This is a genomic window from Leclercia sp. G3L, assembly GCF_021117075.1.
In the GTDB taxonomy this organism is placed as follows: Bacteria; Pseudomonadota; Gammaproteobacteria; order Enterobacterales; family Enterobacteriaceae; genus Enterobacter; species Enterobacter adecarboxylatus_C.
Genome location: NZ_CP088265.1, coordinates 813,139 through 825,218, shown reverse-complemented (window position 1 = coordinate 825,218; position 12,080 = coordinate 813,139). Strand labels below are relative to the sequence as shown.

The following is a 12,080-nucleotide window of genomic DNA, read 5'->3' as shown; positions in this document are numbered from 1 at the left end:
TCCGTAGGCCGGGTAAGGCGAAGCCGCCACCCGGCAACAGCAACCTCAATTCTGCAACACGGACGACACCAGCAGCTGGGTATACGGATGGTGCGGATCGTCGAGCACCCGGTCGGTCAGCCCACTTTCCACCACCTCGCCGCTTTTCATCACCAGCAGACGGTCCGCCAGCAGACGGGCGACGCCCAAATCATGGGTGACAATCACCACCGCCAGGTTCAGCTCCACCACCAGGCCGCGGAGCAGATCCAGCAGGCGCGCCTGAACAGAGACGTCCAGCCCACCGGTGGGTTCATCCATAAACACCAGCTTCGGATGGGTGACCAGGTTGCGGGCAATCTGTAAACGCTGCTGCATCCCGCCGGAAAACGTTGTTGGCAGGTCGTCGATGCGCGACGCCGGGATCTCTACCTCTTCCAGCCACTTCTGCGCCGTGGCGCGGATGTCGCCGTAATGGCGTGCACCGGTGGCCATCAGCCGCTCACCGATGTTGCCCCCCGCCGACACCTGGCGGCGCAGGCCGTCCATCGGGTGCTGATGCACCACGCCCCACTCGGTGCGCAGCAGGCGGCGGCGTTCGGCCTCGCTTATGCCGTAGAGGGAGCGTCCCTGATACAGGATCACACCGTGTTGCGGCGCAAGGCGCGCGGAGATGGACTTCAGCAGAGTAGTTTTGCCGGAGCCGGACTCGCCGACAATGCCCAGCACTTCACCCGGCCAGAGGTCGAACGACACGTCGCTGAAGCCTTTACCCGGCGCATAGAGGTGGGTCAGGTTATTGACCGAAAGCAGCGGTTTCATTGGCTGTTGGCCTCGCTCTGTTGGCGGCAGTAATCGGTATCGGAGCAGACAAACATCCGGTTGCCCGTGTCATCCAGCACCACTTCATCGAGATAGCTGTGTTTCGATCCGCAGATGGCGCACGGCTCGTCCCACTCCTGCACCGTAAACGGATGGTCGTCGAAATCGAGACTCTCCACGCGGGTGTACGGCGGCACGGCGTAAATGCGTTTTTCGCGCCCGGCCCCGAACAGCTGCAACGCGGGCATCATGTCCATCTTCGGGTTATCGAATTTCGGGATCGGCGACGGGTCCATCACGTAGCGCCCGTTGACCTTCACCGGGTAGGCGTAGGTGGTGGCGATATGGCCGAAGCGGGCGATGTCTTCATAGAGTTTCACCTGCATCACGCCGTACTCTTCCAGCGCGTGCATGGTGCGGGTTTCGGTTTCGCGGGGTTCGATAAAGCGCAGCGGCTCGGGGACCGGTACCTGGAAAATCAAAATCTGGTCTTCAACGAGCGGGGTTTCCGGGATGCGGTGACGGGTCTGGATCAGCGTGGCGTCTTCGGTGCGCTCGGTGGTATTCACCCCGGTGACGCGCTGGAAGAACTGGCGGATCGACACGGCGTTGGTGGTATCGTCAGCGCCCTGGTCAATCACCTTCAGGACGTCGGCTTCGCCAATCACGCTGGCGGTGATCTGGATCCCCCCGGTGCCCCAGCCGTAAGGCATCGGCATCTCACGACCGCCGAACGGCACCTGATAGCCGGGGATCGCCACCGCTTTTAAAATGGCGCGGCGGATCATGCGTTTGGTTTGCTCATCCAGATAAGCAAAGTTATAGCCGCTGAGGTTAGCCATTCTTGCGCTCCTGTTGCAGACGTTTCAGCAGTTCCAGCTCGGCCTGGAAATCGACGTAGTGCGGCAGCTTGAGGTGCGAGACAAATCCGGCGGCCTCGACGTTATCCGCGTGGGCCAGCACAAACTCCTCGTCCTGCGCCGGGCCGGCGAGGTTCTCGCCGTAGTCCGGGGCCTGTAGCGCCCGGTCGACCAGCGCCATCGCCATCGCCTTGCGTTCGCCCATGCCGAACACCAGCCCGTAGCCGCGGGTGAAGTGCGGGGCGTCGTTGTTCGGGGTGACAAAGCCGTTAACCATTTCGCATTCGGTCATCAGCAGTTCACCGACGTTCACCGCGAAACCCAGCTCTTCCGGCACGATTTCAACGTCGATATAGCCGCTGCGAATTTCGCCGGCAAAGGGGTGGGTACGCCCGTAGCCGCGCTGGGTGGAGTAGGCCAGCGCCAGCAGGTAGCCCTCGTCGCCGCGCATCAGCTGCTGCAGGCGCGAGGCGCGGGAGCAGGGGTAGACCGGCGGGGTGCGGGTGATGTCGTCCGGCTCATCGCCGCGATCCTCTTCCGCCTTCGCCAGCCCCTGGTGTGCCAGCAGGCTGAAGACGTGCGGGGCGGCATCCTGCGGGGCGTCTGAGGTGGTCAGGCGAGGGGCCTCGCCGTTCGCCAGCAGGGTAAAATCGAGCAGGCGGTGGGTGTAGTCGTAGGTCGGGCCGAGCAGCTGACCACCCGGGATATCTTTATAAACGGCAGAAATTCGGCGCTCAAGGCGCATCTCTGCGCTATTAATCGGCTCGCTCACCGCCAGCTTCGCCAGGGTGGTGCGGTAGGCGCGCAGCAGGAAGATGGCCTCGACGTTATCGCCGCTGGCCTGCTTCAGCGCCAGCGCTGCCAGCTCGCGGTCGGCAATGCCGCCTTCGGTCATCACCCGATCCACGGCCAGGTTGAGCTGCTGTTCGATCTGGGCGACGCTCAGCTCCGGGAGCTGCTCATCGCCCCGGCGTCTGTGCTCCTGCAGGGCATGGGCGGCGGCGATCGCCTTCTCGCCCCCTTTGACGGCAACGTACATCAGCACACCTCCACATGGGTGGTTCGCGGGATCGCCAGCAGGCGTTCGCCGCAGGTCAGGAGCAGGTCGATCCCCAGCGGGAACGGGTGCGGGCGCTCGGTCAGTTCATGAATAATGCACTCCGGCAGCTGCGGGGCGACCATGCGTTCTTCGGCAATTCCGGCTCCGGTCAGACGCAGCATGCGCCCGCCGCTCAGGCTCGGCACCTGCAAAATCAGGGTGGCGCTGGTCTCCGGCGCGACGGCGCTGCCTTCGCTCAGGGCGTTGAGCTGCTCGTGGCTAATCTGCTCGTCGGCAACGGCGAACACCGCCAGCTGGGGCTGATCCACCAGCGGGGCGCTGGTATGAAAACGCAGGTTAGAGCTGACGATATCGTTACTCACCGCGCCCGACAGCCAGACCGGAGTGTCATTATCGGCCAGGGTCAGCAGCACGCTGGTGGTGGCGAGGTTCAGCGGCTGCCAGCCGTGTTTCAGCTGATGCAGGGAGACGATCACCCCCGGTTCGCTCATCGCTTTTAGCAGACGGCGAAAACTGTGTTGGGCATCCTGCACGGCAAGGGTAAAAGCGGGTTGAAGGGTCATGCGTTGTCTCCGCGAACGAGCGTAAAGAAGTCGACCCGGCTGGTATTCACCTCGGCCTGACGCGCGGCAAGGCGTGCGGCGCGGTCGGCTTCCAGCGGGGCAATAAGGGTTTCCATTAAGGTCTGAAAGTGCGGCGCTTCCTGCAGCAGGGCGTCGATCACCGCGCACTGCTCGGCATGCGCTTTGTTGCGCCCGAGCAGGTAGCTGTAGCCGAGCGTGCCGCTGGCAAGGCGCACCACGGCGCGGGTCAGGGTGGCATCACCGGCAAAGTAGCGTGCCCCGGTGCCGCCCATCCGCGCCTGGATCTGCACCAGCCCGGTTTCCGGGGCGCGGATCGGTTCATAAGCGGGCGTCAGGCTCAGGGCCGACATCCGCTCGGCAAGCGCCGCAGGCTGGCTGTGGGCGAGAACGGCCATCCAGTGCTGGCGGGTGGAGGTATCGAAATGCATTCAGTGCTCCATGGTGAATTCAATCATGTCGGCGCGGGTCAGGCTGACGGAGTACTCCGTCGCGTTGACCTCGCCGTCACGGTGGTTAAGGGTGCGCACGCAGAGCAGGGGCGCCATGTTGGGAATCTCCAGCACCTTGCTCTCTTTGGCCTGCGCGCGGCGGGCGCTGATGCGGGTCTGGGTGCGCCTGAGCGCAATCCCAGTGGCTTCGAACAGGAAGTCGTGCAGCGAGCCGCTGGCGAAGTTCTGCAGCACCGGCCAGAGGGTCAGGTCAGCGAAGTAGTGGTCGATCTGACACACCGCCACGCCGTTGACCCGGCGCAGGGTGCGCAGGTGGACGACGTTATCGCCCTCCGAAATCCCCAGCGCGTCTGCCACGTGGCTGGAGGCCGGACGCAGCACCGAGAGCAGTTTTTCGCTGGTGGGGTGGCTGCCCTGATCCAGCAGGTTCTGGCTGAAGCGCGCCTGAGCGTTGAGGGGGTAGTCGAACGGGCGCATCAGCACCAGCACGCCGACGCCCTGACGACGCTGTACCCATCCGCGTTCAACCAGCTGGTCAATGGCGCGGCGCAGGGTATGGCGGTTCACTTCATAGCGATCCGCAAGCTGCTGTTCAGCAGGCAGATAATCCCCGCAGCGGTAGTGGGTGCGCAGCTCCACTTCAAGCTTCGCGGCAATCTCTTGCCAGCGTGTCGGGTAACTGGTCGGATGTCTGGATAAGTGCATACAAATCAAAGCCTCGCTTCTCAGATGAAGTGCTTACGCAAACGTTGAGAGAGGAAATCCAGCAGGCTGACCGTCACGATGATGAGCACCATCAGGGCGCAGGTTTGCTGGAACTGGAAACCGCGAATCGCTTCCCACAGGGTGACGCCAATCCCGCCCGCGCCGACCATCCCCACCACCGTTGCGGAGCGAACGTTAGATTCAAAGCGGTACAGGGAGTAGGAGATAAGCAGCGGCATCACCTGCGGCAGGACGCCGTAGAGGATCTCTTCCAGCTTGTTGGCCCCGGTGGCGCGAATGCCTTCCACCGGGCCGGGCTCGATGGCTTCCACCGCTTCCGAGAGCAGCTTGGAGAGCACCCCGGTGGTGTGAATAAATAGCGCCATCACCCCGGCGAACGGCCCGAGACCGACCGCCACCACGAACAGCATCGCAAAGACCATTTCATTGATGGCGCGGCAGGCGTCCATCAGGCGCCGCACCGGCTGGTAAATCCACCAGGGCACGATGTTGTCGGCGCTCATCAGGCCAAACGGAATGGAGAGCACCACCGCCAGCGCGGTACCCCAGACGGCGATTTGCAGGGTGATGGCCATTTCGCTGAGGTAGTCCTGCCACTGGCTGAAGTCCGGCGGGAAGAAGTCGGCGGCGAAGGTCGCCATGTTGCCAGAGTCCTGAATCAGCGTGAGCGGCGCCATTTCCGCCCCCTTCCAGGAGACAACGAGCACCGCCAGCAGAACGGCCCAGCCGATCAGCGAGAACCAGCTGCGCTTTGGCGGTGGGAGAGTGATGGTTTGCATGTAGGTTCCTTGAGGTTTGTGTGCCGGATGGCGCTACGCTTATCCGGCCTACGATCCAGAAAGTAGGCCCGATAAGCGAAGCGCCACCGGGCAAAAAGCACTACTGCACCGCTTTATTCACGCTGGTCATCGCACCCAGCGCCGCGGTCAGGCGGTCGAGATCGTCCAGCTGCGCCTGAATTTCAGACATCTTGCTGCTCTTCTCTTCGTCCTTCAGACCCTTGTTCTCCTTCACGCCCTGGATCTGTTTGAACAGCGCCAGCTGGCGAATCGGCACCAGCTGCAAATCGCTGGAGGCGCGGAACGGCGCCCAGCCCAGGCGTTCCAGCACGGTCTTCTCTTCGGCGGTTTTGCCGTAGTTCATAAAGAAGTCGTACACCTTGTCCTTGGTGCTGTCGGAGAGGTTTTTACGCCACACAATCGGGTCGCCAGGGATCAGCGGCGATTTCCAGATCACCTTCAGCTCTTTCAGCTTGTCCGGTGCGGAGGTCTTCAGCTTGTCGAGGTTTTCGGTGTTGTTGGTGGCAACATCCACCTGCTTGTTGGCGACGGCGAGGGCGTTGGTTTCATGCCCGGCGTTGACCGTGCGTTTGAATTCGCTGGTGGAGACGTTGTTCTTGGCGAAGACGTAGTAACCCGGGACCAGGAAGCCGGAGGTAGAGTTCGGGTCGCCGTTGCCAAAGGTCAGCTCTTTACGTTTGGCGAGCATGTCGTTGAGGTTGTTGATCGGACTGTCTTTGTTGACGATCAGCACGCTCCAGTAACCCGGGGAGCCATCTGCCGCAACGGTCTGGGCAAAGACCTGACCGTTGGCGCGGTCCACCGCTTCCATAGCGGAGAGGTTGCCGTACCAGGCGATGTCCACTTTATTAAAGCGCATCCCCTGGATGATGCCCGCGTAGTCCGGGGCGAAGAAGGCGTTCACTTTGATCCCCAGCTTGCTTTCCATGTCTTTCAGGAAGGGTTCCCACTGTGGCTTCAGGTTCTGCTGTGATTCCGTCGAAATGATGCCAAAGTTCAGTGCTTTTTCCTGCTCTTCCGCATACGCCGGGCTTAACAGGGTGCTGATACTGAACATGCTGGTGAAGGCCAGCGCGGCAACCGTTTTATAGCTCATTTCCATTCCTCATTGTGGAGACGTTAAGCAGCCTGCGCGTTCTCTTCGACGCGGTTAATGCTGCGGTAGAGATGGTCAAAACGTTCGTTATCAAACTGATGGCTGGCGCCATCAAAGAACACGTGCCCCTGACGCAGGGCGACGATGCGCTCGCAGTAGCGCAGGGCGTAATCCACCTGATGCAGCGTCACCACGATGGTGATGCCGTCGTGCTGGTTAATATCGCGCAGGGTTTCCATCACGATGCGGGCCGACTCCGGATCCAGCGAGGCAATCGGCTCATCGGCGAGAATAATTTTGGCTTTCTGCATCAGCGCCCGGGCAATCGCCACGCGCTGCTGCTGGCCACCGGACAGGGTGGAGACGCGCTGGTGGGCGAAGTGGGCCATGCCGACGCGGGTCAGCGCCTGCAGCGCCTCCTGTTTTTGCGAGGGCGAAAACCAGCGCAGACAGGTGCGCCAGAACGGGGTACTGCCGAGCGCGCCAATCAGCACGTTTTCAAGCACCGTCAGACGGTTCACCAGGTTGAACTGCTGGAAGATGTAGCCGGTCTGCGCGCGGCTTTTGCGGATATCGCCCGCCAGACGCCCCGCGCGCTGCACGGTGTTGCCCAGCAGCTCAACGTGGCTTTCCGGGGTTTTATCGCAGGTGATAAGGCCGCTCAGGTGGCGCAGAAGGGTGGATTTACCTGAACCGGATGGCCCCAGCAGCGCCACCATTTCGCCCTGCTGGACGGTCAGATCAACGGCATGCAGAGCCTTATTGTGATGGAAGGTCTTGCTCAGTTTCTCGACGCGGATGACAGTTTGCATGGGGGAGGCCTCGATTCAAATGTGGCCTCATGCTGGCGGATCAATATGACATTTAGGTTAAGTGTTGGTTGCGGGAGTTTGAAGAGTTGACGTGAAAGCGATGACAATCATTGTAGGCCCTTTAAGCGCAGCGCCACCGGGCGCTGTTGCGGGATGCGCTGCGCTTATCCGGCCTACTGTTTAACGACGTTGATCATCCAGGGAACGCCGTATTTATCGGTCACCTTGCCGAAGCCGTGCGCCCAGAAGGTCTCCTGCCAGGCCATGTCGATGGTGCCCCCCGCAGCCAGGTTGTCGAACCAGCGTTTGCCTTCCGCCACGTCCTGGGTGTCGAGCACCAGCGTAAAGCCGGCGTAGGTGGCGTTTGTGCCGGGCGAACCGTCACTCATCATGATAACGCTGCCGGCGATGCGCACGTTGGAGTGGGCGATAGCGGAGTCCGGGAACGCCATGCCTGACGGGCAGCCCTCTTCGCGGTTGTCGTCTTTGGGCATTTCGCCGAAGGTGATTTTATAGAGGAGTTCCGCGCCGACGGCCTGCTGATAGAAGGCCGTGGCCTCTGCGCAGTTACCGGCGAATGAAATGTAGGGACTTAACGGCATAATCATTACCTCAGGTAAAGAGAAGCCCGTTAAGTGTAGTTCGGTATTTGTAGGCCGGATAAGCGTAGCGCATCCGGCAAAAGCGCCCGGCGGCGCTTCGCTTGCCGGGCCTACAAAAAAGCATCAGTTCTTTTTCACGAACTCGGATTTCAGCTTCATCGGGCCGAAACCGTCAATTTTGCAGTCGATGTTGTGGTCGCCTTCAACCAGGCGGATGCCTTTGACTTTGGTGCCGATCTTCAGCATCGACGAGCTGCCTTTGACTTTCAGATCTTTAATCACGGTGACGTTGTCGCCGTCGGCCAGCAGGTTGCCGTTGGCATCTTTAACAATCAGCTCATCGCTCTCTTGCGCGGGTTCTGCGTTGTTCCATTCGTAAGCGCATTCCGGGCAAATGAACATACCGTTATCTTCATAGGTATATTCAGAACTGCATTTTGGACACTGTGGTAGTTGCATGGTGTTCTCCTCAAAATAGTGCGAAGCGGCGGCAATCAGGCCCGCCAAAAATCGACAGGTTGTCGAAAAAGGCGGCAAGTATAACGCATGTCCTTACTGTTGTCGGTGATATTGTTTTTCGCTTTTAGCGAAAAGGGTCTTTTCGATGACAGAATTTGTCAGCGATTGGGGCAATGTTAAGAGTCAGACACAGGGGATAAACGCGCCTGATTAAAAGCGATAATATTTTATTGCGGCAAATTGATACGCCGTGTCATTTCAGATAAGGTTAAGACGCTAATGATATTTTACTGACTTGCTTTAATAACCCTCCCTGGTCTGCAAGGGATGATTTACCCCTCATTTTTGGTGGGTAACTAACGATGATTTTTCCTGAAGTTTTTAAAAATTGAGCTACGCTCTTAATCTTTCGGTTTCCCTGACCGAAGGAGCGCGCTCTGCTGCTTTAAGCGCTGAAAGAATATATTTTTACTGTCATTACACAATTATATGGCTTCGAACATATTTACAACACGTAATCATATAAGCCGATCCTTCATTCTTATAAACAATTCGGTTATATAAAATTTGTGTTAAGGGAAGGCTTTTACTATGCACACACAGACAATATTTGAATTGAGCCAGGAGGCCGAAAGGCTGCTGCAGCTCTCGTTGCAGAATCTTGAGTCGTTGAGCGCCATGCCTGTCGCCATGCTGGACAACGCCACGTCGGCCATTACCGGCGAAACCAGCAATGTCTTACCTCTGCATTTTAGTGCCCGTGGCTTAGAGGCGCAGCAGTCGATGCTGAATAATGAGCTGCGCAAAATTACCCGCCTGGAGATGGTGCTGGCGATCGTGGGCACCATGAAGGCCGGAAAGTCCACCACCATCAACGCCATCGTGGGCACCGAAGTGTTACCCAATCGCAACCGCCCGATGACCGCGTTGCCGACGCTGATCCGTCACACTCCTGGCCAGAAAGAGCCGGTGCTGCATTTTTCTCACGTCGCCCCCATCGATACATTAATAAAACAAATGCAAAAGAAGCTTGCCAATTACGATCGCGGCAAGCTGGCGCAGCAGCTGGAAATTGACAAAGATATGAATGCGCTACTTGGGCGTATCGAAACCGGCGCGGCATTTGAAAAACATTATTTAGGTGCGCAGCCGATATTTAATTGTTTAAAAAACCTGAACGATTTAGTGCGGCTTTCTCAGGCGCTGGGCACGGATTTTCCGTTCCCGGCCTATGCTGCGATCGAGAATATCCCGGTTATCGAAGTGGAGTTTGTCCATCTGGCCGGGCTGGATGTCCATCTGGGGCAATTAACCCTGCTGGATACCCCGGGGCCGAACGAGGCCGGACAGCCGCATCTGCAAAAAATGCTCACCGAGCAGCTCGCCCGGGCATCGGCGGTGCTGGCGGTGATGGACTATACCCAACTGAAGTCGATCTCCGATGCCGAAGTGCGGCTGGCCATCTCCGCCGTCGGCAAAGCGGTGCCGCTGTACGCCCTGGTTAATAAGTTCGATCAGAAAGACCGCAACAGCGATGATGAAGAGCAGGTGCGGGCGATGATTTCCGGCACCCTGATGAAGGGCCATATCTCCCCGGGTCAGATCTTCCCGGTCTCGTCGATGTGGGGATACCTGGCGAACCGGGCGCGTCACGAACTGGCTATGCACGGTAAATTGCCCGATCACCAGGAGCAGCGCTGGGTGCAGGATTTTGCCGAGGCCGCACTGGGCCGCCGCTGGCGAACCGCCGATCTGGATGATATTGAACACCTTCGCCACTCCGCCGATCTGCTGTGGGAGGACTCCCTGTTTGAGCAGCCGATCCGCAAGCTGATTTATGCCGCCTACTCCAACGCCTCGCTGTATGCGCTGCGCTCCGCGTCGCATAAGCTGCTGAACTACGCCCAGAACGCCCGGGAGTATCTGGATTTCCGCTATCAGGGGCTGACGGTAGCCTTTGACGAGTTACAGCACAATATTGCCCGTCTGGAAGATGACATGGCGCTGCTGCACTCCCGCCAGGCGTCGGTAAGCGATGAGGTTCGCCATGAGGTGAGCCAGGCGCTGAGCGCCACGGATCTGTTTCTCACCTCCCAGCAGAACGATATTAAACTCTCCATCGCGCATATCTTTAATCCCGACAATTTGCTCGACCTGGCGGGGTTTGATCCGCATAAACAGCGTGCTGATGCCGCGGCGATGCCCGGTCAGCTGGTACTGGAGGATGAAGGCCAGGCGCAGATCCTGTTGAGCAAAATCCGCTCCTCCTGCGAGATGATCATGCTGGATGCGCAGGCGAAAATCGGCCGTGAGCTGGCGCTGCGTTTCGACCAGCTGGAGTCCACGCTGGCGCGGGCGCTGAACGATGCCATGCGCCCGATTGAAACGCGTATTAAAGAAGAGTTGAGTCACGCCGGTTTTCGCGCGCGGATCAGCTTTCCGGCGTTTCAGGCCAACCAGCTTAACTTTAATACCCGGGGGCTGTTCAGCGATGCTATCGCCCAGGAGAGTCAGCCTGCCAGTCAGTCCCAGGGAGCCGGCAGCGCGCTGCGTGAGACGGTCTCCCGCTGGTTGAACAATCCGGGCTGGGGCTGGGAAGACTATGTGATGACGCGGACGCGGTATGTTATCAACGTGTCACAGCTTCATGAGAAATTTAAACAACATATCGATCAATTTTGTGAACAAATCCGTAAAGCTTTGGCCGCCCAGGTCGATGTCTCTGTTACAGCAGGTATGGCGACATTCTTTGCCGAGTTCTCGTTATGCCTTGCAGGGTTACAGGAAAGCTTGCGTGATAGCCTCGCGGTGCGCCAGCAGAATGAGCATGCCACGCGCGCGCTCAGCCAGCTGCTGCAGCAATGTATTACGACTGCAGCGTGGATTCAGGAAGATACCCGACTGTTACGCGATGATATTCAAACGCTGTTCGCGGCAGAGCAACCATGACAAAACAATTACTGGACGGTCCCGGGCGGACGCTGGAATGCATACATCCTAAATTTATGGTCGACCTGGTTCAGGGGGCTGACGCACAGCGTCACACCTCTGTGGGGTCGCAACAGCAGCACTTTCGTGAACGTTTAACCCAGGAGATCATGGCGCAGACTCAGCTTCGCCAGTGGGCGATGGGGGGAATGTTCAGCGAAAATGCTGTGCTGCGGCTCGGGCTGGCAGAGAAACTGGCGGGCATGGTCGATCCCGGCCATCTGGCGCTGACCCGCATGACCCAGACCCTGACCACGCTGCGCCAGCAGGCCAACCTGCGCAATCAACCCCCCATCGGCGTGGTGCAACAGTACGAAATCCTCTCTGCCCATTTTCAGCAACGCGCCCAGTTTAAAGAGAAGGCATTAACCCAGCGTGGGTTAACGGTGCAGGCGGGCGTTCACAGCGAACAGATTTTTACCCGCTGGCGGGCCGGACATTATGACGGCTGGTCGCTGGCCGGGCGCGGCTATGTGGTGCTGGAGGAGCTGCGCTGGGGGGCGTTCGGTGACGCCTGTCGGCTGGCGAATGCGGATGTCAGCGCCATGCTCAAAGATAACCTGCGCAGCATGGTGGCTAACTACCTGGCGCAGGGGATCAATGCGGCGCCCGCGACCCGTCATTTTTACCATCAGTGGCTGACCACACCCAGTACGCCGGGGATTATCGATCATAAAGATATGCTTGGCTGGCTGGGGGACTGGTGCGATGCCGACAGGCATCCGGTGTGCTGGTCGGTGACGCAGAGCTGGCAGAATGTGGCGCTGGGAATGCCGAGGCTTTGTTCGGCGGCAAGGCTGGCAAAGGCGATGGTGGAAGAGGTGTTTGGCGAGTAAGGATTTT

General features: G+C 59.2%; 13 protein-coding genes. 2 read left to right on the top strand and 11 right to left on the bottom strand.

The window, feature by feature from the left end; all coding sequences use genetic code 11:
* Positions 1 to 45: 45 nt before the first annotated feature.
* The 11 genes from phnK to LRS40_RS05275 form a co-directional block, all read right to left on the bottom strand.
* Positions 46 to 801: a phosphonate C-P lyase system protein PhnK gene (gene phnK, locus LRS40_RS05325; RefSeq protein WP_231313272.1), complete on the bottom strand. Its 756-nt coding sequence runs from the start codon at positions 799 to 801 to the stop codon at positions 46 to 48.
* Complete coding sequence (gene phnJ, locus LRS40_RS05320; protein WP_231313271.1) at positions 798 to 1,643, bottom strand: alpha-D-ribose 1-methylphosphonate 5-phosphate C-P-lyase PhnJ; 846 nt, start codon at positions 1,641 to 1,643, stop codon at positions 798 to 800. Before phnJ ends, phnK begins: the two co-directional genes overlap by 4 nt.
* On the bottom strand, positions 1,636 to 2,700 hold the full coding sequence (locus tag LRS40_RS05315; RefSeq protein ID WP_231313270.1) for a carbon-phosphorus lyase complex subunit PhnI: 1,065 nt from the start codon (positions 2,698 to 2,700) through the stop codon (positions 1,636 to 1,638). The genes phnJ and LRS40_RS05315 overlap by 8 nt, the downstream gene beginning before the upstream one ends.
* The gene (gene phnH / locus LRS40_RS05310) at positions 2,700 to 3,284 is read right to left on the bottom strand and encodes a phosphonate C-P lyase system protein PhnH (protein WP_142487892.1); all 585 of its coding nucleotides are present in this window, start codon (positions 3,282 to 3,284) and stop codon (positions 2,700 to 2,702) included. Before phnH ends, LRS40_RS05315 begins: the two co-directional genes overlap by 1 nt.
* Positions 3,281 to 3,733, bottom strand: a complete 453-nt coding sequence (gene phnG, locus LRS40_RS05305; RefSeq protein ID WP_231313269.1) for a phosphonate C-P lyase system protein PhnG — start codon at positions 3,731 to 3,733, stop codon at positions 3,281 to 3,283. The genes phnH and phnG overlap by 4 nt, the downstream gene beginning before the upstream one ends.
* Entirely contained in the window at positions 3,734 to 4,459 is a 726-nt protein-coding gene (gene phnF / locus LRS40_RS05300) for a phosphonate metabolism transcriptional regulator PhnF (protein ID WP_142487894.1), read from the bottom strand.
* 20 nt (positions 4,460 to 4,479) lie between these two features.
* The gene (phnE, locus tag LRS40_RS05295; RefSeq protein ID WP_142487895.1) at positions 4,480 to 5,259 is read right to left on the bottom strand and encodes a phosphonate ABC transporter, permease protein PhnE; all 780 of its coding nucleotides are present in this window, start codon (positions 5,257 to 5,259) and stop codon (positions 4,480 to 4,482) included.
* A 100-nt stretch (positions 5,260 to 5,359) separates the two neighbouring features.
* A complete protein-coding gene (phnD, locus tag LRS40_RS05290) occupies positions 5,360 to 6,376 on the bottom strand; it encodes a phosphonate ABC transporter substrate-binding protein (RefSeq protein WP_231313268.1) in 1,017 nt (338 codons plus the stop codon).
* 23 nt (positions 6,377 to 6,399) lie between these two features.
* On the bottom strand, positions 6,400 to 7,188 hold the full coding sequence (phnC, locus tag LRS40_RS05285) for a phosphonate ABC transporter ATP-binding protein (RefSeq protein ID WP_156262719.1): 789 nt from the start codon (positions 7,186 to 7,188) through the stop codon (positions 6,400 to 6,402).
* 173 nt (positions 7,189 to 7,361) lie between these two features.
* Positions 7,362 to 7,790 (bottom strand): VOC family metalloprotein YjdN, encoded by a 429-nt coding sequence (gene yjdN / locus LRS40_RS05280; protein WP_142487898.1) that lies wholly within the window; start codon positions 7,788 to 7,790, stop codon positions 7,362 to 7,364.
* A 123-nt stretch (positions 7,791 to 7,913) separates the two neighbouring features.
* Positions 7,914 to 8,249: a zinc ribbon domain-containing protein YjdM gene (locus tag LRS40_RS05275; RefSeq protein ID WP_142487899.1), complete on the bottom strand. Its 336-nt coding sequence runs from the start codon at positions 8,247 to 8,249 to the stop codon at positions 7,914 to 7,916.
* 591 nt (positions 8,250 to 8,840) lie between these two features.
* On the opposite strand from LRS40_RS05275, the gene crfC reads away from it, so the two are divergent.
* Both crfC and LRS40_RS05265 read left to right on the top strand, forming a co-directional pair.
* On the top strand, positions 8,841 to 11,198 hold the full coding sequence (gene crfC, locus LRS40_RS05270; protein WP_231313267.1) for a clamp-binding protein CrfC: 2,358 nt from the start codon (positions 8,841 to 8,843) through the stop codon (positions 11,196 to 11,198).
* Positions 11,195 to 12,073, top strand: a complete 879-nt coding sequence (locus LRS40_RS05265; protein WP_142487901.1) for a diguanylate cyclase regulator RdcB family protein — start codon at positions 11,195 to 11,197, stop codon at positions 12,071 to 12,073. Before crfC ends, LRS40_RS05265 begins: the two co-directional genes overlap by 4 nt.
* Positions 12,074 to 12,080 lie beyond the last annotated feature (7 nt).

Coding starts and splice junctions, on each gene's coding strand:
- phnK (WP_231313272.1), bottom strand. CDS start 801: ATGAAACCGCTGCTTTCGGTCAATAACCTGACCCACCTCTATGCGCCG.
- phnJ (WP_231313271.1), bottom strand. CDS start 1,643: ATGGCTAACCTCAGCGGCTATAACTTTGCTTATCTGGATGAGCAAACC.
- LRS40_RS05315 (WP_231313270.1), bottom strand. CDS start 2,700: ATGTACGTTGCCGTCAAAGGGGGCGAGAAGGCGATCGCCGCCGCCCAT.
- phnH (WP_142487892.1), bottom strand. CDS start 3,284: ATGACCCTTCAACCCGCTTTTACCCTTGCCGTGCAGGATGCCCAACAC.
- phnG (WP_231313269.1), bottom strand. CDS start 3,733: ATGCATTTCGATACCTCCACCCGCCAGCACTGGATGGCCGTTCTCGCC.
- phnF (WP_142487894.1), bottom strand. CDS start 4,459: ATGCACTTATCCAGACATCCGACCAGTTACCCGACACGCTGGCAAGAG.
- phnE (WP_142487895.1), bottom strand. CDS start 5,259: ATGCAAACCATCACTCTCCCACCGCCAAAGCGCAGCTGGTTCTCGCTG.
- phnD (WP_231313268.1), bottom strand. CDS start 6,376: ATGAGCTATAAAACGGTTGCCGCGCTGGCCTTCACCAGCATGTTCAGT.
- phnC (WP_156262719.1), bottom strand. CDS start 7,188: ATGCAAACTGTCATCCGCGTCGAGAAACTGAGCAAGACCTTCCATCAC.
- yjdN (WP_142487898.1), bottom strand. CDS start 7,790: ATGCCGTTAAGTCCCTACATTTCATTCGCCGGTAACTGCGCAGAGGCC.
- LRS40_RS05275 (WP_142487899.1), bottom strand. CDS start 8,249: ATGCAACTACCACAGTGTCCAAAATGCAGTTCTGAATATACCTATGAA.
- crfC (WP_231313267.1), top strand. CDS start 8,841: ATGCACACACAGACAATATTTGAATTGAGCCAGGAGGCCGAAAGGCTG.
- LRS40_RS05265 (WP_142487901.1), top strand. CDS start 11,195: ATGACAAAACAATTACTGGACGGTCCCGGGCGGACGCTGGAATGCATA.